Annotated in this window: 21 protein-coding genes and 1 other annotated feature; of the genes, 20 read left to right on the forward strand and 1 reads right to left on the reverse strand. The window is 52.7% G+C overall.

Annotated elements, in window-relative coordinates; genetic code table 11:
- The first annotated feature begins 54 nt into the window (after positions 1 to 54).
- From F3H12_RS06530 to F3H12_RS06595, 14 genes are all read left to right on the forward strand, one after another.
- Positions 55 to 459 carry a biotin/lipoyl-containing protein gene (locus F3H12_RS06530; RefSeq protein ID WP_149678536.1) on the forward strand — a complete coding sequence of 135 codons (405 nt, stop codon included), beginning with the start codon at positions 55 to 57 and terminating at the stop codon, positions 457 to 459.
- A gap of 25 nt (positions 460 to 484) precedes the next feature.
- Positions 485 to 1,882: an oxaloacetate decarboxylase subunit alpha gene (locus F3H12_RS06535; protein WP_149678537.1), complete on the forward strand. Its 1,398-nt coding sequence runs from the start codon at positions 485 to 487 to the stop codon at positions 1,880 to 1,882.
- A gap of 119 nt (positions 1,883 to 2,001) precedes the next feature.
- On the forward strand, positions 2,002 to 2,178 hold the full coding sequence (locus tag F3H12_RS06540; protein ID WP_188118414.1) for a YjfB family protein: 177 nt from the start codon (positions 2,002 to 2,004) through the stop codon (positions 2,176 to 2,178).
- A 263-nt stretch (positions 2,179 to 2,441) separates the two neighbouring features.
- On the forward strand, positions 2,442 to 3,785 hold the full coding sequence (locus F3H12_RS06545) for a glucose-6-phosphate isomerase (protein WP_149678555.1): 1,344 nt from the start codon (positions 2,442 to 2,444) through the stop codon (positions 3,783 to 3,785).
- Positions 3,786 to 3,923: 138 nt separating this feature from the next.
- Complete coding sequence (gene secG, locus F3H12_RS06550; protein ID WP_149678539.1) at positions 3,924 to 4,160, forward strand: preprotein translocase subunit SecG; 237 nt, start codon at positions 3,924 to 3,926, stop codon at positions 4,158 to 4,160.
- 77 nt (positions 4,161 to 4,237) lie between these two features.
- Positions 4,238 to 6,220 (forward strand): excinuclease ABC subunit UvrB, encoded by a 1,983-nt coding sequence (gene uvrB / locus F3H12_RS06555; protein ID WP_149678540.1) that lies wholly within the window; start codon positions 4,238 to 4,240, stop codon positions 6,218 to 6,220.
- Between the two features lie 302 nt (positions 6,221 to 6,522).
- The gene (locus F3H12_RS06560) at positions 6,523 to 7,239 is read left to right on the forward strand and encodes a uracil-DNA glycosylase (protein ID WP_243133217.1); all 717 of its coding nucleotides are present in this window, start codon (positions 6,523 to 6,525) and stop codon (positions 7,237 to 7,239) included.
- A gap of 44 nt (positions 7,240 to 7,283) precedes the next feature.
- Complete coding sequence (gene spoIVB / locus F3H12_RS06565) at positions 7,284 to 8,624, forward strand: SpoIVB peptidase (protein ID WP_149678542.1); 1,341 nt, start codon at positions 7,284 to 7,286, stop codon at positions 8,622 to 8,624.
- A 220-nt stretch (positions 8,625 to 8,844) separates the two neighbouring features.
- Complete coding sequence (locus F3H12_RS06570; RefSeq protein WP_149678556.1) at positions 8,845 to 9,261, forward strand: DUF3842 family protein; 417 nt, start codon at positions 8,845 to 8,847, stop codon at positions 9,259 to 9,261.
- Between the two features lie 76 nt (positions 9,262 to 9,337).
- Entirely contained in the window at positions 9,338 to 10,882 is a 1,545-nt protein-coding gene (locus F3H12_RS06575) for a GGDEF domain-containing protein (RefSeq protein ID WP_149678543.1), read from the forward strand.
- 33 nt (positions 10,883 to 10,915) lie between these two features.
- Positions 10,916 to 11,758, forward strand: a complete 843-nt coding sequence (pgeF, locus tag F3H12_RS06580; RefSeq protein ID WP_149678544.1) for a peptidoglycan editing factor PgeF — start codon at positions 10,916 to 10,918, stop codon at positions 11,756 to 11,758.
- On the forward strand, positions 11,755 to 13,299 hold the full coding sequence (locus tag F3H12_RS06585; protein WP_149678545.1) for an ABC transporter substrate-binding protein: 1,545 nt from the start codon (positions 11,755 to 11,757) through the stop codon (positions 13,297 to 13,299). Before pgeF ends, F3H12_RS06585 begins: the two co-directional genes overlap by 4 nt.
- 16 nt (positions 13,300 to 13,315) lie before the next feature.
- Positions 13,316 to 13,822, forward strand: coding sequence for a GNAT family N-acetyltransferase (locus F3H12_RS06590; protein WP_188118415.1), 507 nt, complete (start codon positions 13,316 to 13,318; stop codon positions 13,820 to 13,822).
- A gap of 42 nt (positions 13,823 to 13,864) precedes the next feature.
- The gene (locus tag F3H12_RS06595) at positions 13,865 to 16,462 is read left to right on the forward strand and encodes a ComEC/Rec2 family competence protein (protein ID WP_149678547.1); all 2,598 of its coding nucleotides are present in this window, start codon (positions 13,865 to 13,867) and stop codon (positions 16,460 to 16,462) included.
- On the opposite strand, the gene speB is transcribed toward F3H12_RS06595, so the two are convergent.
- On the reverse strand, positions 16,452 to 17,297 hold the full coding sequence (gene speB / locus F3H12_RS06600; RefSeq protein WP_149678548.1) for an agmatinase: 846 nt from the start codon (positions 17,295 to 17,297) through the stop codon (positions 16,452 to 16,454). The two genes, F3H12_RS06595 and speB, sit on opposite strands and share 11 nt — an antisense overlap.
- A gap of 328 nt (positions 17,298 to 17,625) precedes the next feature.
- On the opposite strand from speB, the gene thyA reads away from it, so the two are divergent.
- The 6 genes from thyA to F3H12_RS06630 all read left to right on the forward strand — a co-directional run bounded on the left by thyA (position 17,626) and on the right by F3H12_RS06630 (position 24,463).
- Positions 17,626 to 18,456, forward strand: a complete 831-nt coding sequence (thyA, locus tag F3H12_RS06605; protein WP_149678549.1) for a thymidylate synthase — start codon at positions 17,626 to 17,628, stop codon at positions 18,454 to 18,456.
- Positions 18,457 to 18,469: 13 nt separating this feature from the next.
- Positions 18,470 to 18,988, forward strand: coding sequence for a dihydrofolate reductase (locus F3H12_RS06610; RefSeq protein WP_149678550.1), 519 nt, complete (start codon positions 18,470 to 18,472; stop codon positions 18,986 to 18,988).
- Positions 18,985 to 19,644 carry a hypothetical protein gene (locus F3H12_RS06615; protein ID WP_149678551.1) on the forward strand — a complete coding sequence of 220 codons (660 nt, stop codon included), beginning with the start codon at positions 18,985 to 18,987 and terminating at the stop codon, positions 19,642 to 19,644. The genes F3H12_RS06610 and F3H12_RS06615 overlap by 4 nt, the downstream gene beginning before the upstream one ends.
- A 52-nt stretch (positions 19,645 to 19,696) precedes the next feature.
- Positions 19,697 to 19,958: a binding site (T-box leader), on the forward strand.
- 127 nt (positions 19,959 to 20,085) lie between these two features.
- Entirely contained in the window at positions 20,086 to 20,328 is a 243-nt protein-coding gene (locus F3H12_RS06620) for a hypothetical protein (RefSeq protein ID WP_149678552.1), read from the forward strand.
- 80 nt (positions 20,329 to 20,408) lie between these two features.
- Positions 20,409 to 23,060 (forward strand): valine--tRNA ligase, encoded by a 2,652-nt coding sequence (locus tag F3H12_RS06625; RefSeq protein WP_188118416.1) that lies wholly within the window; start codon positions 20,409 to 20,411, stop codon positions 23,058 to 23,060.
- A gap of 314 nt (positions 23,061 to 23,374) precedes the next feature.
- Positions 23,375 to 24,463 carry an LCP family protein gene (locus F3H12_RS06630; protein WP_149678553.1) on the forward strand — a complete coding sequence of 363 codons (1,089 nt, stop codon included), beginning with the start codon at positions 23,375 to 23,377 and terminating at the stop codon, positions 24,461 to 24,463.
- Positions 24,464 to 24,703 lie beyond the last annotated feature (240 nt).

Raw genomic sequence — 24,703 nt, forward strand, 5'->3', positions numbered from 1 at the left:
CCGCATCATGTGATCAAGCCGATAATTTGCCGGCGGATGGAAGGAGTAACCCGAATGAGAAAGTTTGTTGTAAATGTAAACGGCAATCGTTACGAAGTGGAAGTTGAAGAAGTTGGCGGTTCGGCTCCGGCTGTGCCTCAGAGCGTGTCGGCAGCCACACCGGCGCCTGCGCCTGCAGCTGCCGCACCGGCTCCTGCCGCAGCGCCTGCGCCGAAGGCCGAGCCTGCGCCTGCAGGTACGGCGGGTGCGATCAAAATTACCGCTCCCATGCCCGGAACCATCCTCGATATCAGGGTGAAAGTGGGCGACAGCGTGAAAAAAGGAACGGTTATCGCCATCCTCGAAGCCATGAAGATGGAGAACGAGATCCTCGCCCCCAGCGATGCTGTGGTCGCAAGCATCAATGTTTCCAGGAACCAGCAGGTGAACAGCGGGGATATCATCGCGACCTTGAACTAAGCGGGATCAGGAGGCCATATGAACCATGGGTGTTAAGATTACAGAAACCGTATTGCGTGATGCGCACCAATCCCTGATCGCCACCAGGATGACCACGGAGGAAATGCTGCCCATCGTGGAAAAGCTGGACCAGGTAGGGTACCACTCGCTGGAATGCTGGGGCGGCGCCACCTTCGATGCGTGCCTGAGGTTCCTCAACGAGGATCCCTGGGAAAGGCTCAGGAAGATCCGGGAAAAAGCGAAAAACACCAAACTGCAGATGCTGCTCCGTGGCCAGAATCTGCTGGGATACAAACATTATGCCGACGATGTGGTGGATTATTTCATCCAGAAAGCCGTTGCCAACGGTATTGATATCATCAGGATATTCGATGCCCTCAATGATCTGAGGAATGTGGAACGATCCATCAAGGCTTGCAAGAAGGAAGGCGGCCATGCACAGGGATGTATCTCCTATACCATCAGTCCTTACCACAGTCTTGAAAAATTTGTGGAGGATGCCAAAACCCTTGTGGAGATGGGTGCCGATTCCATATGCATCAAGGACATGGCCGGGCTTCTGGTTCCCTACCAGGCCTATGAACTGGTAAAGGCCCTCAAGGAAAGCGTGAAGGTCCCCGTTCAGCTTCACACCCACTATACCAGCGGCGTCGGTTCCATGACCTATCTGAAGGCCATTGAAGCCGGAGTGGACGTAGTGGACTGCGCCCTGTCCCCGCTGGCCATGGGAACATCCCAGCCGCCCACTGAGCCACTGGTGGCGACCCTGAAGGGAACAGCCTACGATACCGGGTATGAGCTGGGGCTTCTGAGCGAGATCGCCGAGTATTTCTCAAAACTTCGCGAAAAGTACCTGAGCAGCGGCCTTTTGAACACCAAGGTGATGGGCGTGGACGTGAACACGCTGACCTACCAGGTACCTGGCGGTATGCTTTCAAACCTGGTTTCACAGCTTAAGCAGGCCGGACGGGAAGATCTGTTCATGGATGTTCTCAAAGAGGTGCCCAGGGTAAGGGAAGATTTGGGTTATCCGCCCCTTGTCACACCCACCAGTCAGATCGTCGGTACCCAGGCCGTGATGAATGTAATAGCGGGTGAGCGTTACAAAATGGTACCCAAGGAGACCAAGGGTCTTGTCAGGGGTGAATACGGCAAAACGCCGGCGCCTATCTCCGATGAAATCAGGAAGAAGATTATCGGGGATGAGGAGCCCATTACCTGCAGACCTGCCGATCTGATTCCAAACGAACTGGACAAGATCCGGGAGGAAATGGCCGAGTACATGGAACAGGAAGAGGATGTCCTGACCTATGCCATGTATCCCCAGGTGGCGGCCAAATTCTTTGAATATCGGAAGGCACAGAAATACAAGATTGATTCGGATATGGTGAACTACGAATACAAGATTCATCCTCTCGGATAATGGGCAGAATGATTGCCTCCCCGCTGAATCCGGCGGGGAGGTTTTTGCTTTTGGCTGTGTACGCCTGTTTTTTTCCGGGTAAATAAATAATACAGCCTTGTGGGAAAGGAGCGGTTTCCGTGAACATAGCGGCCATATCGGTTATTTACCATCAGAGCGCGCTTAAGCAGCAAGCGGGTATTGCCATTATGAAAAAGGCAATGGAGAACATGCAAACCGATACCCAAGCTCTGATCCGGATGATGGAGCAAAGTGTCCATCCCCATAAAGGCGTCCATGTGGACACCAGGGTCTGAAACCTGTCAAAGGCTCTGCAGTCCGGGCCCTGATGCCGGCTGACCGCATGGTTTGCCGGGCAGGATACCTGTGCGGATATGACTGTCCGGTTGTGTTCCCTGTATGAAGGCCCTGCAATGTATGCAGGGCTTGTTTCATGGCTGTTTTTCCGACGATCATGGGCCATAAGTTAATTTTTATGCACAAGCCGTAAAAAACATGGTAGAATATTTCCGGTAAATTATGCTAAAGCTAATCATATTCAAGGAAAGGTATGAGCGACATGGAAAAACTGACTTTTGACCACAAAAATGCTCTGGGTTTCATCAGTGAACATGAAATAGGCTATCTGGAACCCCAGGTTCTTTCTGCCCACACCATGCTCCATGAAAAGAGCGGGCCCGGTAATGACTTTCTCGGATGGGTCGAACTGCCCAACGCTTATGACAGGGAGGAGTTCAGCCGTATTCAGAAAGCCGCTGCGAAAATCCGCCAGGATTCGGATGTCCTGATCGTGGTGGGCATCGGTGGCTCCTATCTGGGAGCGCGGGCGGCCATTGAAGCGCTGTGCCATTCGTTCTACAACATGCTCCCCAAAGAAAAGCGCAATGGCCCCGAGATCTATTTTGCCGGCAACAATATCAGTTCCACCTATCTGGCCGATCTCCTGGAACTGGTTGAGAACAAGGAAGTCTCCGTCAACGTGATCTCCAAGTCGGGTACTACCACCGAGCCGGCCATCGCATTCCGGATCATCAAGGATTTCATGGAAAAGAAATACGGGAAAGAGGGCGCAAGGAGCCGTATCTACGCCACAACCGACAAGGCGAGGGGCGCATTGAAAACCCTGGCGGATTCGGAAGGATATGAACAGTTCGTCATTCCCGACGACGTTGGAGGCCGTTTTTCGGTTCTCACTGCCGTAGGCCTTCTTCCCATTGCCGTGGCAGGCATTGATATTGCCGAGATGATGAAGGGTGCCCAGGATGCCTATGTGGACTGCAAGAAGCCCTATGCTGAGAACCACTGCTACCGCTATGCAGCGGTGCGGAATGCCCTTTACAGGAAAGGGAAGACCACCGAGATCCTGGTCAACTATGAGCCTTCCCTGCACTATCTGACCGAATGGTGGAAGCAGCTCTACGGCGAGAGCGAAGGCAAGGACAAGAAGGGTATTTTCCCCGCTGGCGTGGACTTCTCCACAGACCTGCACTCCATGGGCCAGTACATCCAGGATGGTCTCAGGAATATTTTTGAAACGGTCCTCAACGTGGAGAAGTGCAGGAAATCCCTTGCCATGGTAAAGACCGAGGACGATCTCGACAAGCTCAACTACCTTGCCGGCAAGGAAATGGATTTTGTCAACAAGATGGCCATGAAGGGCACTATCCTGGCCCATGTGGACGGGGAGGTTCCCAATCTGGTCATCAATATCCCGGAAATGACCCCTTACTGGTTTGGCTACCTGGTTTACTTCTTCGAGAAGGCCTGCGGCATCAGCGGCTATCTCCTGGGGGTCAATCCCTTTGACCAGCCCGGCGTGGAAGCCTATAAGAAGAATATGTTTGCTCTGCTTGGCAAACCGGGCTTCGAAGCGGAAAAAGCAGAACTGGAAAAACGTCTTTAATCCTTCCATTGTGCAGGGCGGCATGGCATGGAACCGATGCCGCCCATGTTGCTTTTTTGACAAAATGTCACTTGCCATGGCTGAATCTTTGTGCTACAATTGTACATGCTGCATTAATCCATGGAGGTTACGAGGGTAATGAAAATCGTTGTCAATATTATATATCTGATCATCTGCCTCGCCATTATTGCCATTGTATTGCTCCAGTCCGGCAGATCCGCCGGTTTGAGCGGTTCCATCGCCGGAGGTGCTGAAACCTTCTTCGGCAAGAACAAGGCGCGTACCTATGAGGCTTTGTTCAGCAAGCTGACCGGATGGCTTGCGATAGCGTTTATCGTTATAACCGTGATTCTCGTATTCCTTTTGAAGGGTTGATTTCGAAGATTGCTGAAGAAGGGCTGTACATGCGATTGGCATGTATGGCCTTTTGTGTTTTATGACGGAGGGAGACCATGCCCGAATTCAAGCTCAGATCGGATTATAAGCCAACAGGGGATCAACCCAGGGCCATAGAAGAGCTCACAGAGCTGATATTGAACAACAGCCGGCATCAGACGCTCCTGGGTGTCACCGGTTCAGGCAAGACCTTCACCATTGCCAATGTCATTGAACGGGTCCAGAAACCCACCCTGGTCATTGCTCACAACAAGACGCTGGCTGCCCAGCTGTGCAATGAATTCTCCGAGTTTTTCCCGGATAACGCCGTGGAATATTTCGTGAGCTATTATGATTATTATCAGCCCGAAGCCTATATACCGGCCACAGACACTTATATCGAGAAAGATTCATCCATCAATGATGAAATAGACAAACTGCGGCACTCTGCAACAGCCGCCCTTTTTGAGCGGCGGGATGTGATCATCGTGGCCAGCGTTTCCTGCATCTATGGTCTGGGTGATCCGGAGGACTATACCGATCTCATGCTGTCCTTAAGGCCCGGCATGATCAAGGATCGGGACGAGGTCATCAAGAAACTGGTGGACATCCAGTACACCAGGAACCAGTATGATTTCAAACGGGGAACCTTCCGGGTGCAGGGCGATATCCTGGACATCTTCCCGCCATCATCCAGCAATACGGCGCTGCGGGTGGAATTCTTCGGCGATGAGATCGAAAGGATAACCGAGATCGACGCCCTTACCGGAGAAATCATTGGCTACCGGTCGCACATTGCCGTGTTCCCGGCCTCCCACTTTGCCACCAAGAAGGAAAAGATGCAAAGGGCGATCCAGAGCATCGAGCAGGAGCTGGAAGAAAGGCTTCGCGAACTGAGGGCGGAAGGCAAACTGGTGGAGGCACAGCGTCTTGAACAGCGTACCAGGTACGATCTGGAGATGATGCAGGAAATCGGGTTCTGCCAGGGGATTGAGAACTATTCCCGACATATCAGCGGACGGGCGCCGGGCAGTGCCCCCTATACGCTGCTTGACTATTTCCCCAAGGACTTCCTGCTGGTGATCGACGAGTCACACGTCACCGTGCCCCAGATCGGTGCCATGTACAACGGCGACCGTTCCAGGAAGCAAGCCCTCGTGGAGTATGGTTTCAGGCTGCCATCGGCCTTCGACAACAGGCCGCTGACCTTTGAGGAATTCAATGAGCGCATTAACCAGGTGATCTATGTCAGCGCAACGCCTGCCGAGTATGAGCGGAAACTGTCCACCAGGGTGGTGGAGCAAATCATAAGGCCCACCGGGCTCCTGGATCCGGAGATCGTGGTGAAACCGGTCAAAGGTCAGATCGATGATCTGCTTGACGAGGTGAATGCGGTCGTCCAAAGGGGAGAAAGGGTCCTGGTGACTACGCTGACCAAGAGGATGGCGGAGGATTTGACCAAGTACATGGCGGATATGGGCGTTCGCGTAAGGTACCTGCATTCCGACATCGATACCATAGAACGCATGGAGATTGTACGGGATCTGAGGTTGGGCAAGTTCGATGTGCTGATAGGAATCAACCTGCTCAGGGAAGGACTTGACATCCCCGAGGTTTCCCTGGTGGCCATTCTGGACGCGGACAAGGAAGGATTCCTGCGATCCGAGACATCCCTGATCCAGACCATTGGCCGTGCAGCCAGAAATGTAAACGGCCGGGTCGTCATGTATGCCGATACCATTACCCAGTCCATGGAGCGGGCCATCAACGAAACCAACCGGCGCCGGAGAATCCAGCATGAATATAACGTGAAACATGGCATTACGCCCAGGAGTGTCCAGAAAGCTGTGCACCAGGTCATCGAGGCAACCCATGCGGCCGAGGAGACCAAGGAATACAAGGCAGGACAGAAGAGCATGGAATCCCTGAATGTGGATACCATTAAGTCCCTGATAGAATCCCTGGAAAAGGAAATGAAGCAGGCGGCGAGGGAACTGGAGTTTGAGCGCGCTGCGGCTCTCCGCGACCGGATCGCGGAACTGAGGCAGTATCTGCAATGAGGCTTTGAACTTTACGGGCCTCCCTCCCGCGCGGTTGTCATTGCGGGCCATGCGAAGCGAGGCGTGGCAATCTCCGGGAGCACGTAAAGCCGGTCGCTGTGCTGTACGGCTGCTAAACAGCTGTTCGAATGAGGGGCGGCCGAACTCGCTTCGCTCGGACAGCAGCCGCCCTTATCCCATTCTCACAGGCTGTTTTGGCACCTTATCGCAATGAAACCTTGACCTACGGGGTCCCTGTTGGAATGCCCACGGTAGACAATAGACTTTCAACCCGGCTTGAACTACAGAACGGAGGGTTTATCGTGTCCTTAATCCCTGAAAACAGGCATCCGGCATGGTCGGATTTCCTGGACCAAAAGACCATGGCAATGCTTGATGAAATAGAATCCTGCCTTGGCGAGGATATCAATCCCCGCAAGCAGGATGTCCTGCGATTCCTCACCATTGACCCGGGGCAGGTTAAGGTGGTCATCCTGGGACAGGATCCCTATCCCGAGCCGGGAGCCGCAACAGGCCGGGCCTTTGAGGTGGGAACGCTGAAATCCTGGCACCAGCCGTTCAGGCAGGTTTCCCTGAAGAATATCGTGCGTTTGATCTACAAAACCTATAATCATATCGAGGATTATTCCGATATTCCGACATTTTCGCAGATCCTGCCCGAGATTAACGACGGACGTTTTGCCCTTGAATCTCCGGACAGGCTGTTTAAGGCGTGGGAACGCCAGGGCGTACTTTTGCTGAATGTCTGGCTCACTTCCTGCGCATCCTCGCCGGGGGCGCACCGTCGCATCTGGCATCCTTTTTCGAAAAGGCTTTTGAATTACCTGTCCGGAACTTATCCGGATTTGACCTGGTTTCTCTGGGGGAAGCATGTCATTTCCTATAAGCCTGAAATTCATTCGGGAACCCTGATGGAATCCAGGCATCCCATGATGTGCTCATCCGCTTACCCCGATGATTTTCTCAAGTCGGACTGTTTCAGAAATACCATGAAAATCATCAACTGGAAAGGAAAATAATGGGCTAATTGGAAAGCATAAGAGTCACGCTCAGGGGTTAACTTATGAAAAGAGATTACAGACGGAGCGTGATCCTTTTGCTGAAAAGAAAATGGTTCCTGTTATCTTTTTTCATTTTATCTCTGATGGTGGCGGTCGCTTATGTGGTGACGCTCTTTGTCCTTCCCGGGCATATTACCCTTCTTGCCGGTGAGGACTATACCATTTCCATTCGTTCCCCGCTGTTTCTCCAGGCTTTTACCGACAGCAGCCTGTTAAAACTGACCTATATGGATGATCAGGCCGTTGATGCCTTCGAAAGGCCGTACAAACTTACATGCACAGGCGAAGGCCGGGCGGAAATGGAAGTGAAGATGCTGGGGTTTATCCCTGTTAAGACCATTGAAGTGAAGGCCATACCCAGCCAGCAGGTCCTCGTTTGCGGCTTTCCCGTGGGAATCAAGCTGAAAACCAGCGGCGTCATGATCATCAATGTTTCCAGCGTGGTACTGGAAAACGGCGAAAAGGTATCCCCGGCTGAGGAAGCCGGCCTGCTGGCTGGGGACATCATTATCGGTGCTGGCGGGAAGAATATTCAAAGCATCAAGGATCTGGTCTCGGTTATCGAAAACTCCAATGGGAAACCCATTCCCATCACCTATGTGCGCCGGAATGTCAAGTATCATACGTCGGTGAAACCGTTCAAATCGGCTGAAGATACGCAATACCGCATTGGTATCTGGGTCAGGGACAGTTCTGCGGGCATTGGAACCCTGACTTTTATCGATCCTGAAAGCAAGGTTTATGGTGCTCTGGGACACGGAATCAGCGATATTGACACCGGTTCCCTGCTTCAGGTAGGCTCCGGCCAGCTGATGCGTTCAAACATCAAAGGCGTCAAAAAAGGAATCAAAGGTACGCCGGGCGAACTGGAGGGTGATTTTCTCAGCAAGAACCAGGTCATTGGCGATATCGAACTGAACTGTGATTTCGGTGTTTACGGACGGTTGGCTGATGATTTCCATGATCCCAAGGGCCGGCCCATTTCCATCGGCTCCCATAGCCTGGTCCATGTGGGAAAAGCGTCCATCCTGGCCTGCATCCGTGATGATATTGTGGAGGAGTTTGAGATAGAGATTCAGAAGATTGCCAAGTGGGACCTGGGAAGCACGAAAAACATGGTTATCCGGATAACGGACAAAAGGCTGCTGCAGGCCACCGGCGGCATTGTACAGGGCATGTCCGGAAGCCCGATCCTCCAGGACGGACGTCTCATCGGAGCCGTGACCCATGTCTTTATCAACGATCCGGAGAGGGGTTACGGCGTGTTCATTGAATCCATGCTGCAGCAGGCCAAAGCCGTAGCCGGCAGATACCGGGGAATGCCAAAAGCTTCAGGTTTTTAAAGCTTCAGCCTGAATACCGGGAGGTTATAAAAGCCTGCCTGCCGTATCCATGACGCGGCAGGCTTTTTTATACCAGCGCTGATCCGGCATCCGCCCTGCAGCCGTTTCTGCATTTGTGCTCCCATATTCGGGATTTGTGTCGCAAGAAGTCCGCTTTTATATTGATATAAAAAATGGTATAATACCATAGTGATGATTTTTAGTCGATTGGGGGATCATGATGCGCATAGCAGTGGTAGACGGTCAGGGGGGCGGAATGGGAAAGACCCTGGTTGAAAAGATCCGGGAAACCCTGGGGTCCGGGGTCAGGATTCTTGCTCTTGGAACCAATGCACTGGCTACTGCTGCGATGCTGAAGGCAGGGGCGGATGAGGGCGCAACTGGTGAGAACGCTATTGTGGTAAACGCCTCCAAGGTTGATTATATCCTTGGCTCGGTAGGGATTCTGGCTGCCAATGCCATGCTGGGTGAACTGACCCCGAGAATGGCTGCGGCCATCGCCGAAAGCCCCGCCCAGAAGATACTGATACCGTTTAACCGTTGCAGCCTTTTTATAGTTGGCACCCGGGACGAACCACTGATCAAGTACATCGAGGAAGCCGCCGAATTGCTGAAAGCCATGATTTCAGCCGAATAAGCGGCAGTTGGACTGTTATCTTGAAAGATCAGGAAATCAGCGAATATCAGTTTTCTGCAGTCTGTTGGTGTTGCTTATGAAAAGGACTGTCCAGGAAATCAATCATCTCCTGGAGGAAGCCAGAGCGCAAATCAATACCGATCCCTCCTTGTCCCGCCAAAAGGCTTCTGAGGCATTGAGCCTTTCCGAATCATGCCAGTATCTTGAAGGACAGTTCGAAAGCCTCTTTATCCTGGGGCGGGTTTCCAATCTCTACAATCTGGGCTCCGAATCCATTGAGATCTTTGAAAGATGCTACAAGACAGCCGATGTCATGGGCGATTCCAGAAGAAAGGCCATGGCCGTGAACGCTCTGGGTGTGACCTATGACAACACGCTGGTTCACTCCAAGGCGCTGGAATGTTTTCTAGATGCCCTGGATATCACCCAAAAGCATCAGTTTCAGGACCTGGAGTGCAAGATCCTGAACAATGTGGCTTCTGTCTTTTCCTATCTGAAGGATTATCAGACAGCCCTTTCCTATCTGCTTGAGGCTTATCAGAAATCGCTGGGGTCAGGTGAATCCGTAGCGGTTTACCTGCGCAACATAGCCAACATCTACCTGGAGATGGAGGACTTTGACAAGTGCTATGAGTACAGCATCCTGGCCCGCAATGCCGCCTGGCGCGAAAACGACGGGGAACAGAGAGGTGACGTCTATTTCTTTCTGGCTCTGGTATATGCCAGGAAGAACAGGCTGCGGAGGGCTTTCCGTTATTTCAACCTCGGATTTGAACTGACCAGGCGCAACCACTGTTTCCATTCCCATGCCGAGGGCTGCTATGATCTCGCCAGGATATTCCACGCCCAAAAACAGTATGACAGCGCCATCAAGTATCTGAACAAGGCCAGGGAATTGGCTTCGGCCTATGGATACCATGTGCTGCTGAAGGATATTCTCAGGCTTAGCGCCGAAACATACCGTCTCATGGGAGACACCGGGATGGAACTCCAGTCGCTGAGGGATTACGTGGACATCTGTACGCAGCTGGAATCCAAGGATGTGGACAAGAAAAAGAATTATGCCCATCTGCAGTTGTCCCTGTTCAAAATGCGCAAGGAACAGGAGTACCTGAAAGCCCAGGCTTATACCGATCCCCTGACAGGCTGCCTGAGTTACAGAGATTTTGACAGGACAGTCCAGGAGTATATCAAAAAACATGCGGATCGCCGCGTGGCCGTCATCTTTATGGATATGGACAACCTGAAACCCATCAACGACAGGTATGGCCATGACGCGGGGGATCAGTTGATCCTGGAGTTTGCAGGTAACATTAAGGAGGCCCTGGGTGATTCAGGCCTCATCTTCAGAAAGAGCGGGGATGAGTTTGTTGTTATCAAACCCTTTACAAGCAGGGATGAACTGAAAGGGTTTTATGTCAGCCTTTTCTCCCGCCTGTCGAAGGTGAGGGTTATCGGCAGGACACTTACCAACATCAGCTGCAGCATGGGTATTGCCATTGCCCCCGACGATTCAACCCAGCCTGCAGAACTTGTCAGGATGGCGGATACGGCCATGTATCGTGCCAAAAGGACAGGAAAAAGATGTTGCTGCTTTTATGATGAGATCCATATAAAATGATAGGAGAATGTATGGTCAGCTTCAGGAGGATACATGCCAGACAGTGAAATCCATGCGCAGCTTCTGCGCATACGCATTGAAAAACCGAGAATCATCGATATCCCTGGTATGAAGGATTTTCCGGAACTGGTTCAGGGGTTCACCACCCGCTATGGCGGTGTCAGTCAGGGCCCTTATGCGACGTTGAACCTGAACTTTTACCGGGAGGATGATCCCGCGCGGGTCATGGAGAATTTTCGCCTGCTGTCCGAAGAGGTGGGAGTTTCCCTTGAGAATATGGTCCTATCCCGGCAGGTCCACGGATGCCGCGTGTTCAGGGTGGATGATACCCACAGGGGAATGGGCGTGATACGCCCGCGTTCCTATGATGAGGTGGACGGGCTGACGACCGATATTCCGGGCATCATGCTGGTAACCTATTATGCCGACTGCGTGCCCCTGTATTTTTATGATCCGGTGAAAAAGGCCATATGCCTGTCCCATTCCGGATGGAAGGGTACCCTGCTGGACATAGCCGGCGAGTCGGTGAAAACCATGAAAAACCACTATCAAAGCCGGCCGGAGGATATCCGTGTCAGCCTTGGGCCGCATATCCGTGCCTGCTGTTTTGAAGTGGGAGATGATGTTGCCCGGAAATTCTTTGACACTTTCCCATGGTCGGAAGAATCTGCGGGAAAGAACGACAAGGGCAAGTGGACCCTGAATCTTGAGGCTGTCATCCGGGGAAGCCTTCTGCGGCATGGCATTCTGGAACAACATATTTTCAGCTGCCCATTCTGTACCAAATGTGAACATGATGTCTTTTTCTCCCATCGGGGGAGTGGTGGAAAGACCGGAACCGGGGCGGCTCTGCTGATGATAAGGAGTTCGGTATGAAGAAAACGGCCATTTTCCTTGCTTTGCTTCTTTTCATTACGGGATTGTCGGGCTGCGGCCAGCAAGCCGCCAACCAGGAGGATGCCGGATATTATACCGGCCGGGAGGAGATGCCCGTCCTTTCACAGGATTCCGGGCCCGCCAAAGGCGGCATTCTCAGCCTCTTCATGACCACACCGGATTCCCTGAATCCCCTTTATACATTGAACCCATATGTCAGGAACCTTTCCATGTTCGTTTTTGACTCGCTGTTTATTGCGGATGGGGAGGACAGCTGTGTCAATCTGCTGGCCGAGTCCTGGCAGCTGAGTGATGACGGTGTGACCCTGGATATCAAGCTGCGGGACAAAATCACTTTCCATGACGGCTCGGAGTTTTCCGCAAAGGACGTCGCCTTTACCATTGAAGCCATCCGCAATGCCGGAGCGAGAAGTCCCTATATGGACAATGTGGCCAATATTGACAGCGTCATGGTAACCGACAGGCTGCAGGTGCGCATGATCTTCAGAAAAAAGGATCCCCGCTGGCAGCTGAAGATGACCTTTCCCATCCTTCCCGAGCATGTGTTCAGAGACTGGCCCATAGACGGTTATGATCCTGATCAGAAACTGATAGGTACAGGGGCATACCGTTTTGATGCCATTCAGGATGATGTGATATCCCTCTCCCGCCATGACGACTGGTGGTATGTTTCAGCACCGGATGGCCTTGGCCACCCGGTATGGATCGATCGCATTCAGTTCATCATCCATGGCGGTGAGCATGAAATGATGGCCTCTTTCCAGAAGAACATCATCGACATTGCCACGGTGAGCGGCAACAATATGGATTATTATGCCAATCGTTCCGATATTTTATATAGCCCATATGTGGGGAACCGCTTTGAATATATCCTCCTTTCCAATGTGGGGGCAGACAACCGGAGAATGGAGAACGTGGCATTCCGGACCATACTGCTCAGGTACCTGGCCGGTTATATGACCCAGAACCCGCTGGAACTCGGCGTATCGGCAATTGAAGAAGTTGCCTGGGGAGATATGGAAAAACGTGCGGACAGGGAGGAAGCATTGGCAGCTCTGGAAGAGCTGGGGATGGTGTATGACGAGAGGAAAAACGTGCTGTATACCTTCCGCAATGGTGCAAGAACGCCCCTGAACCTGAGCGTCCGGTACAACAGCCTCGATCTGGACAGGGAGACTGTTGCCGAATGGCTCCAGGCCGCGCTCAATGATATAGGTATTAACGTGGTTCTTGAGAAATCCTCGGAAGAGGAGGAGATGAAAGCCGTTGCCAATGGCAGGTTCGACATCATGGTCCTGGGAAGCCGCATCCCGCATTTTTCCAGCCTGGAGGAGACGCTTGAGCTGATATGCGGGAACCTGGGCCTTGGAGGTGAGGAGGCCGTGATCCTCCCCCTGTACCGTAAGTCTGAAGCCGCGCTCTACAGCCTGGACATCAGGGGAGCAAAGGAGCCGTTCTGGAAGAATGTTTACAATGGCTGGACCGATTGGTATCTGGTCCGGCACGGAACCGAGCAGTGACAAGCCGAGGTCTTGTATGGAAGAAGTCAGTCTGCATGATATCAGCTTCAGGAGCATCAACCCGCCGGACATGGCACAGTTGGAAAAGTGGTACGCCATGACCGACGAGCTGGGCTATGCCACAGGATTCAAGCGGCTTGATGAGGTCAGGGAAAAGCTGCTGTCCTATCCCATGACATCCATGATGATCATCCATGGAGAGGAACAGGCCGCGGGTTTTGTATGCTATGAGCTGAAAAACATGAACGGAAAGAATGTGGCATGGATACATATCCTCCTCGTTGATCCGGCCTTCCAGAACAGGGGCATAGGCTCATGGACCATCCGGAAACTGCTGGAATGGTTTGAATCCATGGATACCACAGCGGTGGTGGTTTCGGTTTCCGAACAGAACCATCGTGGGCTTAAGTTCTGGGAAAACCTTGGCTTTTCGCGCTCCCTGGACCTGGAAAGAATTCTCAGCGGTTTTGGGACCAAAGGCGTAGTCATCATGAAGAGATACCTGGAGAGACGCTGCTTTTGACAGCGGGAAAGCCTGCCAATATGAAATCCGCGGAGAGCCGCCATGAAAAGACCGTTGGCTGTATCGGCAATCGCCCTGATAATTGGCATACTGATTGCTGACTGGGTGCCCTCTCTGATACCGGGTTTATGTGCGGTATGTCTTCTTTGCCTTGCCGGATTGCTTTTATACCGAATACTGCCCGAAAGATCGCCCTTCCTTCTCCTGGCACCTGCGCTGTTGGTGTCAGGTTTTTTATTGCATTATTTCAATATCCAGGCCGTCAACAGCAGATTCCTGCCGTGGCATGGCCGCCAGGTGATGATAGAAGGGGCCATCCATGATGAGCCCGTCTTTTCCGACGGTCGGGTGATTTTCACCCTGTCGGCGGATACCATCCTGGAGGAGGACAAGTCCACCCCAATACGCAACGGCAGGATTAAAGTCACTGTTTACAGCGACAGTCCCTTAAGTGAGCTGCAGTACGGAAAGGTTGTCCGGATTGGTGCAACGCTGGAAATTCCTGCGGGACAGCGCAATATCGGGGGATTTGACTACAGGCGTTTCCTGGCGGCAAAAGGCATAACGGCGGTATGCAGCATCAATCCTTCGCAGATCAATGTGCTGGAAGGCAGCAGGGGCTTCTTTCCCAAAACCGCCGGCTATGCGATACGCAGAAGTGTGCTGGATGCCCTCTACGGGAGCTTGCCGGAACAGGCGGCCTCCCTGGTATCGGGTATGCTCATCGGTTACACCCAGGAAATGCCCGAAAGCCTGGAAGATGCTTTCAGGCGGGCCGGCCTGTCCCATATCATGGCGGTATCCGGAGCCAATCTGGCCTTCCTGCTGATGCCGTTCATCTGGGTGCTGAAACGGGCTGGGTTGAATCCCAGGTGGGCGGCGGTGATTGCGTTTCCCGTGATGCTGCTCTATGTCTTTGCTACCGGTATGGAAGCCTCGGTGATGCGCGCCGCCATCATGGCCGGTATCATGCTTCTGGGGATGATCATCTGGCGGCAGACCGATTTCTTTTGCTCCATATCGGCATCAGCACTGGTCATCCTGCTTTTCAACACCTATATGCTGTTTGACCCCGGGTTTATTCTGTCCTACAGTGCGGCCATATCCCTCGTGGTGTTCTATAAACCGGTCTTTGAGAAAATTCCTGCGAAATTGCCCAAGATGATACGGGATACGCTGGCGGGAACCTTTTCAGCCCAGCTGGGTGTGCTTCCTGTCATCGCGGGGAACTTCAACAGCTTTTCGGCGGTTTCCCTCCTTGCCAACCTGGCGGTGGTGCCCATGACGGGGTTCCTGACGGCGCTGGCTGCTGTTCTGGTTATTTTCTGGCATGTATTCCGACCTGTCTGCCATGTGCTGGGCTGGGTGGTTTCCGTTTTGTCCCAGGTGATCCTGGCTGTGACCCATGCGCTTTCATCCCTGCCCTGGGCCGAACTGGCAGTGGCCACGCCCGGTTTTCTTCTGACGGCAGGGTATTACCTGATTCTTCTGACCATCCGCTATGTGGTGCCCTGGCTGGAACAGCGGGCCCGGAAGGCTTATCCTGTAAGGGCGGATGTATGCCTGGCCGGTGCGGACGGCATTGAAAGGGGATGGGCGGAAGCGGCTGCTGCCATTGGGAGAGGGCGCCTTGTCTGTCCCGGGGCTATGGATGTACCGGGACAGTATGCAGGCATTGAGCCCGGTGCCGAAAAAGGACTGGGCCCGGTCCATGCGGGCCATGATGATGGAGCAGGCCGCAAGGCATCGCGAAGAAAAGGGGCCGGCCGGCTGATTGCCTGCATGCTGGCCGTCTACGGGAGCCTGATCCTTCTGGACCAGGTTCCCTCCGGTAAGCTTGAAATCTATTTTGCGGATGTGGGGCAGGGGGACTGCAGTATCATCACAACCCCGGCAGGAAGGTGCATCCTCATTGACGGCGGAGGCAGTATCTATGATGACGAGGATTCCTATACAGGGGAAAGGATCGTGGTTCCCGTCCTTTATGATCTCGGGATAACCCAAATTGACGTCATGATTGCAACCCATGGCCATGCGGATCATATCAACGGCCTCAAGAGCGTTATGGATATGATGCGGGTAAAAAGGCTGGTGGTTGCCGATGCGGATGACACCGAAATGAACGAACTGATCGATCATGCCCGCAACAGGGGTATCCCGGTGGAGCGGGCCAACCAGGATGATATCATATACTCGGAAAAGGATCTCATGCTGACGGTGCTCTATCCCCTTGAGGACAAAGCGCGCATGCCTGCAGGGAGTTCCACCAACGCCAATGAGCTTTCACTGGTGACAAGGCTGGATTATGCCGGGTTCAGCGCCGTTTTCACAGGGGATATCGGAACCTCCACCGAAAACCGGATCCTTGACCAGCAGAAACTGGACTGTGATTTGCTGAAGGTTCCCCACCACGGTTCAAAATATTCATCAGGCGTCGAATTCATCATGCGGGCAAGCCCCGCTGTAGCCGTCATCAGCGTGGGGAAAAACCGCTACGGTCATCCCGACGAGGGCGTGAAACAACGTTATACGGCAGCAGGAGCCAGGCTGTACGAGACCCTCAGTCATGGCGGGATCCTGGTCAGGGTGGACGCCGTTCAACCCGACCGGATATCGGTATGGACGGTGATCAAAGAATGAGGGCCAGTTCTCTCAGCAGCTTGCATGCGGCCGCGGTGGATATGCCGCTATGGTCGTAATGAGGTGCCAGTTCCACCAGATCGGCAGCCTTGATATCCAGCGGGGTGAGTTTAACCAGGAAGTTCATAAGTTCCCGGAACGTGACGCCGCCATGCTCCGGTGTGCCGGTGCCGGGAAAGGCCGAGGGATCCAGAACATCCAGGTCAATTGTCAGGTAAACCGGCCTGCGCCCGATTTCCTGGATGGCCTTTTCAACACCGTCCAGGACAAATGGCGTCAGGAAGGTGTGTTGCCTGGCCCACTGGAACTCCTCGCGCTCGCCTGAACGGATGCCATACTGCCAGATCCTGTTGTCGCCGACCTTTTCCCATACTCTTCTGATGACTGTCGCATGGGATAACTTAACGCCAAGGTAATCATCCCTCAGATCCGTATGGGCGTCCAGGTGGATGATACACAGGTCGGGAAAGGCTTCCAGAACGGCTTCCACGGCAGGCAGGGTGACCAGATGCTCGCCGCCCAGCATAATGAATTTTTTCTGATCGCGCACAATGCGCCTGGCACAGTCCCCAATATCCCTGAGGACTTGCTGGGTATCCCCGAAGGGGAGATCCAGATCACCCAGATCGTGGCCCTTGAGATCGGTCATATCCTTGTCCTGATAGGGACTGTATGTTTCAATGCCATAGGATTCGTTGCGGATGGCCGACGGGCCGAAGCGCGAACCCGGCCGGAAGGATACCGTGCCGTCAAAGGGTGCGCCGAACACAACGATGTCGGCATCTTCGTATGGGCTGTCGAAACCGAGGATTTTGAATTCCGAATTTATCTTCATCCGTACCTTTTCGCTCCTTCCAGGGGAATGCTGTCATCTTCCATCCCATCCTATTCAATCTTGGCAGCCCTGTCAACGGTTGATGTACGGAAGCCCGTAAAGGCCGGCTGCTGTGCTGCACGGCTGTCCTTTTCCCATTCTCACAGGCTGTTTTGGCGCCTTATCACAATGCGCCAACCTTTATGGGATCCCTTCCTGCACCAAATGTCATTGTGATCCACGCGTAAGCGGGGCGTGGCAATCTTGCCGCTACGGGCAGAATAGGGTAAAGTATAGATAATCAATCATTAAGTCTTGATAGTCAATAACGGAAGGGCGGTTGCTGAGTATGAGTCGGGCGGATCTGATCTTCATAGAAATGTGCAAAGATATCCTGGAAAACGGGTTCTCTGATGAAGGGGCTGAGGTGCGGCCAAAATGGCCGGACGGCACGCCGGCCCATACCATCAAAAAGTTCGGCGTGGTCAACCGGTACGATCTCTCGGCCGAGTTTCCCATCCTGACCTTAAGACCGACGAATTTTGAGAAAGCCATAGACGAAATCCTCTGGATCTGGCAGAAAAAGTCCAACAACATCAAGGATCTGAACAGCCACATCTGGGATGCCTGGGCGGATGAAAACGGCTCCATAGGAAAGGCTTATGGTTATCAGCTGGGCATTAAGCATCGCTATAAGGAAGGCGAGTTTGACCAGGTGGACAGGGTGCTTTATGATCTGAAGCATAACCCTTACAGCAGGCGCATAATTACGAATATGTACAACCATGCCGACCTGATGGAAATGAATCTTTATCCCTGTGCCTACAGCATGACCTTCAACGTGACAGGCAAAAAACTCAACGCCATCCTCCATCAGCGTTCCCAGGATGTGCTGGTGGCCAACAACTGGAATGTGGTGCAGTACGCGGTGCTTGTGCACATGTTTGCCCAGGTCAGCGGACTGGAAGCGGGCGAACTGGTCCATGTCATCGCCGACGCCCACATCTATGACAGGCATATCCCCCTGGTGAAGGAACTCATCAGCAGAGAGCCCTATCCGGCGCCCAAATTTGTTATGAATCCTGATATCAGGGACTTCTATGCTTTCCGGGTCAGCGACTTCAGGCTGGAAGGTTATGTGGCCGGACCGCAAATCAAGAACATACCTGTTGCGGTATGATGGGAGGATGCCGATGCGTTCACAGTTCAGAAAGGATCTTATTCTCATCGCCTCAGCCGACAGGAACTGGGGAATCGGGTATGAGAACAGGCTTCTCAAAAGAATACCCGAGGATTTGAAGCGCTTTGCCCAGCTGACCAGGGGCAATCTGATCGTGGTAGGCAGAAAGACGATGGAATCCTTCAAGGATGCCAAACCCCTTCCGGACAGGGTGAACGTTGTGCTGACGCGGGACAGGCAATACCAGTGCCCGGGTGCGGTAGTGGTGCATGATCTGGAAGAGCTCATGTCCGCCATTTCCGGATATCCCGGAAAGGTTTATGTATGCGGTGGGGAATCGGTTTACCGGCTGCTTCTGGATTATTGCGCCCTGGCCCTTATCACACGAATAGATGCTGCATTTGAAGCCGACACCCACCTTCCCGATCTGGACAGCGACAGCCGATGGGTCAGGGAAGAAACCGGCCAGTGGCAGCAAAGCAGTGTCGGAATATCTTTCAGGTACGACACATACAGGAGGTGCGGAGGTTGAAAACAACGGTTATTCAATCGGGCATTTACTGGATTCAATGGGTAGTGATTCTGGTTTGCTTAATTGCTTTTTGGCCGGTGGGACTTCTGCTGCTGTGGCTGAAGATGCGTTCAGATCTTAAGGCCACCCTGGTGGCATCGGCGACTTTGAAGGCGGTTGCCTGGGCGCTCCTGGGACTGATGAGTTTCCTCATCCTTCTTATGTTGATCACAGACGATAAGTACGTGTATGATGCGATTCCGGGGTTTATCATCCTGCTTTCCGGTTGTGCCGGGCTGCTGATAGCCGCCAGTATCGCCAACAGGAAGGCCATCCTGTACAAAAAACTGATCAGCATCGTTGTCAATGACGGCATAACCAGTATCGACGAGATCAGCCAGATTCTCAACCTGTCATACGAAAAGGTCTACCGCTACCTGAACAGGCTGATCAACCGGAGTTTGCTGAAAAATGCGTACATAAGCGAAGCACACCGTGCGGTTGTGTTTCCTGACAGCAACAGGAAGGAGCAGGAGAACGTTCGGGCAGGCGTTCGGGAGCATGAACCCGAACCGGAATATACAATCGTGTATTGCAAAAGCTGCGGCGCGCAAAAGGCAGTGGTCGTGGGAAAGATTGATACCTGCAACTTCTGCGGGTCCAAGCTGAAAGGATAATGCAAGCCTTGACAGACTTTGTGTTTATGTTTATATTCATTATTAAAACCGATATTGGGCGATGAAGAAGAGGAGTAGGCAATAACGCCCTGCAGAGAGGAAGCGCCCTGGCTGCAAGCGCTTCCGGGAATGTGTTGCCGAAGGTCGCTTCCGAGCCTGGCGGTCGAACCGGCAGCATCCGATATGGAGTAAGCCAAAGTAGGCCGCACCGGGTGGGAACCGTTAGATTCCCATTAAAGAGCCCGTTGCGTTCATGTGTCTTTCGACGCTGACGGGAACTTTGGTGGTACCGCGGAAAACCTTCCGTCCAAAGAATGGATGGAAGTTTTTTTATGATTGCGGCCGGCCAGGCCGTGGGATCCCATTGACGGACAGGGAAAGGCATACTGCAAACATCTGCATGCCTGTTTAGCCCGGTGGTCTTGACATGACGGAGGAACCATGATCGCATTGAAAATAGCAGGTATCCTGCTCATGATGGCAGGAGCTGCCATCAACTATAGCGCAAAATATATCGTCAGGCGCCTGGCGCTGGAACAGCGCGTTACGGTGAAGGAGGCCGGTGAGTTAACCGGAGAAGCCTTGGAAGAATACAAACGGATGAAGGCGTGCTCAATAGTTAAGCTGGTGGGATTGTTCACGCTCCTGCCTGGGGTTGTGCTTGTTCTTATTGCCTTCAGGTGATTTTTTCTTCATTGATGGTGCCCATAATGTTCTTCTATATAGACATCAACTGTGCATTATAACAGGAAAGGATTGGGAATATGCGGGTGAATGAAATTGAAAAGACCTACGATCCGGCAAAAGTAGAGGAAAAGATCTATCAGAGATGGATGGAGAAGGATTACTTCCACGCGGAGGTTGATCCTGACAAGGAACCCTTCTGCATTGTGATACCCCCACCGAACATTACAGGCCAGCTCCACATGGGGCATGCCCTGAATAACACCCTTCAGGACATCCTCATCCGGTCCAGGAGGATGCAGGGGTATAATGCCATGTGGCTTCCCGGAACCGATCATGCCAGCATCGCCACCGAGGTAAAAATTGTTGAAAAGATGGCCGAGGAAGGCCTGACCAAGGAAATGGTGGGACGCGAGGAATTCCTGAAAAGGGCCTGGAAGTGGAAGGAACAATACGGAGGACGCATCGTGGAGCAGCTCAAGAAGCTGGGCAGCTCCTGCGACTGGAAGCGCGAGCGCTTTACCATGGATGAGGGCTTGTCCAAGGCTGTACTTGAGGTCTTTGTACGGCTCTATGAGAAAGGCCTCATCTACAGGGGCGAAAAAATCATCAACTGGTGCCCCTGCTGCGGCACCTCCCTGTCGGATGCCGAAGTGGAGTATGAGGAAAAGGAAGGCAGCTTCTGGCATATCAGGTACCCTGTCGTGGGAACGGATGAATATGTAGAGGTAGCTACAACCCGTCCCGAGACCATGCTGGGAGATACGGCGGTTGCCGTCCATCCCGAGGATGAACGTTACAGGCACCTGATTGGGAAAACCGTCATGCTCCCCCTGGTGAACCGCGAGATACCCATTATCGCCGATGAATACGTGGAACGGGATTTCGGAACGGGTGTGGTCAAGATTACGCCTGCCCATGATCCCAATGACTTTGAGATCGGCCTCAGGCATGGCCTGGAAATGATCAATGTCATGAACCCTGACGCCACCATCAATGAAAACGGCGGAAAATATGCCGGTCTGGACCGCTATGAGGCCAGAAAGCAGGTGGTGAAGGACCTTGAAGCGCTCGGACTTTTGGTCAAAGTCAAGCCCCACCAGCATAACGTGGGCTCCTGCTACCGCTGCAACACCGTCATCGAGCCCAGGGTGAGCCGCCAGTGGTTCGTGAAGATGAAGCCCCTTGCAGAGCCGGCCATCGAGGCGGTTAAAAACGGGACCATCAAGTTTGTGCCCGAACGTTTCTCCAAGATCTATTTCAACTGGATGGAGAATATCCAGGATTGGTGTATTTCAAGACAGCTTTGGTGGGGACACAGGATCCCGGCCTATTACTGCGATGACTGCGATCACATCACCGTAGCCCGCCAGGCGCCGGAAAAATGCCCGAAATGTGGTTCCGCGCGCCTGCATCAGGATGAGGACGTGCTGGATACCTGGTTCAGCTCGGCCCTGTGGCCGTTCTCGACCCTGGGATGGCCGGAAAAGACCCCGGAACTGGAGTATTTCTATCCGACCAATGTGCTGGTAACCGCATATGATATCATCTTCTTCTGGGTAGCCCGAATGATCTTCTCCGGGCTGGAGCAGATGGGGAAGGAACCCTTCAGGTACGTCCTGATCCACGGACTGGTTCGGGATGCCCAGGGCCGGAAGATGTCCAAGTCCCTTGGAAACGGCATTGATCCTCTGGAAGTCATTGAGAAATACGGTACCGATGCCCTCAGGTATGCCCTGACCATTGGTACGTCGCCCGGAAATGACCTGCGTTTCTCAGAAGAAAAGCTGGAGGCCAGCCGCAATTTCGCAAACAAGATCTGGAATGCCTTCCGTTTTGTCATGCTCAATTTTGACGAGAATGCGGATTTCTCCAAGGTGGATCCGGGCAAGTTCACCACCGCCGACAAGTGGATCCTGAGCCGCATCAACACGGTGGCCCGGGAAGTTACCGAGAACCTGGAACGCTTTGAGCTGGGTATCGCGTTGCAGAAGATCTATGATTTCATTTGGGATGAATTCTGCGACTGGTATATCGAGCTGGTGAAGCCCCGTCTGTATGATCAGGAGGCTCCCGGCCGGCTGGAAGCCCTTTATGTGCTCAATGAGGTCCTGAAAAACGCCATGAAGCTCCTCCACCCCTTCATGCCGTTCATCACCGAGGCCATCTATGAGCATCTCATCACATCCGATGAGAGCATCATGATCTCCAAATGGCCCGAATACCGGGAAGGTGTACTGTATCCCGAGGAAGAGCGTATCATGCGCGTGATCATGGATGCCGTCCGCGGCATCCGCAATGTGCGGCTTGAGATGAACGTGCCGGTTACCCGGAAGGCGAAAGCCATCTTTGTGACGTCCGATCCCGCACTGGCTGCAGCTGTGGAAAGGGAAGCCCATACCTTTAAGCGACTTGCCTCCCTTTCCGACGCGGTGGTCAGACAGGACAAGGCAGGTATTGCCGACGACGCGGTGGCCGTCGTGGTGGAAGGCATGGAGATCTACCTGCCACTGGAAGAGCTGATCGACATCGAAAAGGAAATTGAGCGGCTTGAAAAGGAAAAAGCCAACCTGGAGATGGAGCTGGATCGGGTTGAAAAGAAGCTGAGCAATGAGGGCTTCGTCGCAAAAGCGCCCAAGGCTGTCGTGGATGCCGAGAGGGAAAAGGAAGCCAAGTACCGCGACATGTACCGGAAGGTAATTGAGCGTCTGGAAACTCTGAAAAAGAGATAACCTGACCTGATTCAGGGGAGGCCGCCGGCGGAAGCAAATGCCTGATAGACGGATGGTGTTTGCCGCATGCGCGCCTCCTCTTTCAGTGTCATCCGGTTTTTGATGTGCAAAGCTTTCCTGTGTCAGCAAAACGGCGCAAATGACGTTTGCGGCGGCATTTTGCCGATTCGGGCGGCAAGATATGTCCATTATATTTTGTTTCAACTTGATTAAAATATCGTTATGAGGATTTCATAAGGACAACAAAAGTGCTATGATATAATTTGGCAATTTTAAAGGTTTGCGCAGAATGGCATGCTGAAGGGGGTGTAACGGTGTACAGAAGCAAAAGGGCAAGGATCCTGATTAGCTTGTTTGCTTCTATTTTTGTTGTCTTTTCAAGCATGTTGTTTTTCCAGAGCCTTTCGGTGGGTAATGCCAATCAGGAGCCCTATTTTCCGGATGATAACCCCTCGGCGTATTCACCTGAACCGACCGAGGAAACAGAACCTCCGGAGGAAACCGAAAAGCCCCCCGAGCTGAAACTGACCAACAATCAGAAGTATTACAAGCCATTGATTTCTCCCAACAGTGTCAATGTTCTGATCACCGCATCCGATGTGGTGGGGTGGAATTTCGATACCATCCTGATCATGAGCATTGACAAGGATGCCAAGGCTGTTAAACTGCTGAACCTGCCACGGGATATCCATATCGATTACAGTGATTATGTGCTCAATGAGCTGAAGGCCAAGAAGCCGTCCTTTCTGAACGAAAAGGGAATCAACAAGATTAACGCGGCGCCGTCCATCGGCAACGCCATCGAATACAAGAAGAATGTGGGCAGGTTCCAGAGACCGTATATCGATTTTCTGTGCGATCTCATCGAGGAGATATTCTCTATTCACATTGATGATTATGCCTATGTGAAGGTTCAGGGCGTCAGGAATATCGTAGACTATTTCGGCGGCGTATACATCAACGTTCCTATCCTGATGAACTACCAGGATCCGCTTCAGAACCTGGATATCTATATAGAACCGGGCCCGCAGACGTTGAACGGCAGGCAGGCCGAAGGCTTCCTGCGGTTCAGGCAGGGATGGGATGAGCATGGCGTATGGCACAGCTACGGGGATTTATACAGGAAAAAGAACCAGATTGCCTTTGTGGAGGCGTTCATCAGGCAGAAAGTGACCCTTGCCAACCTGGCCAGGATCAATGAAATCGCCCAGGTGATTCAGAAAAATATCATCACCAGCGTAACCGACCTGGAAACCGTGATATCCTATGGCGCCCTGGCGGAAGAGGCTGTCAGGGAAGAATTCCGGATGGAAAGCCTGGAGATTGAGTATGTCGAAAAAAGAATCGGCGGGGTGGACTACATTGTTATCAAGCAGGAAGGCGCCCAGGGGGGCGATGCCTGAACCATCGCCCGTGTGTATCCTTCTGGTAGGAACCGGCAGGCAGTCCTTCCAGGAAAAGGCCTTTGACAAAGGGAAACCGGCATGATAAACTATGAATCCGTCGGCAGTCGGCCGAGAGAATCTGTCAAAAAAGATTGAAAATACGGTGTCAAGCGTCTGTGAAAATGTCAGGTTAACTGTTCTATGAAAATGTCAGGGATGATAGCTGATTAAACAACCGCCGTCCTCTTGCAGACTAGC

Origin of the sequence: Thermoclostridium caenicola (assembly GCF_900142095.1) — a bacterium.
GTDB classification, from domain to species: Bacteria; Bacillota; Clostridia; order DSM-8532; family DSM-8532; genus Thermoclostridium_A; species Thermoclostridium_A caenicola.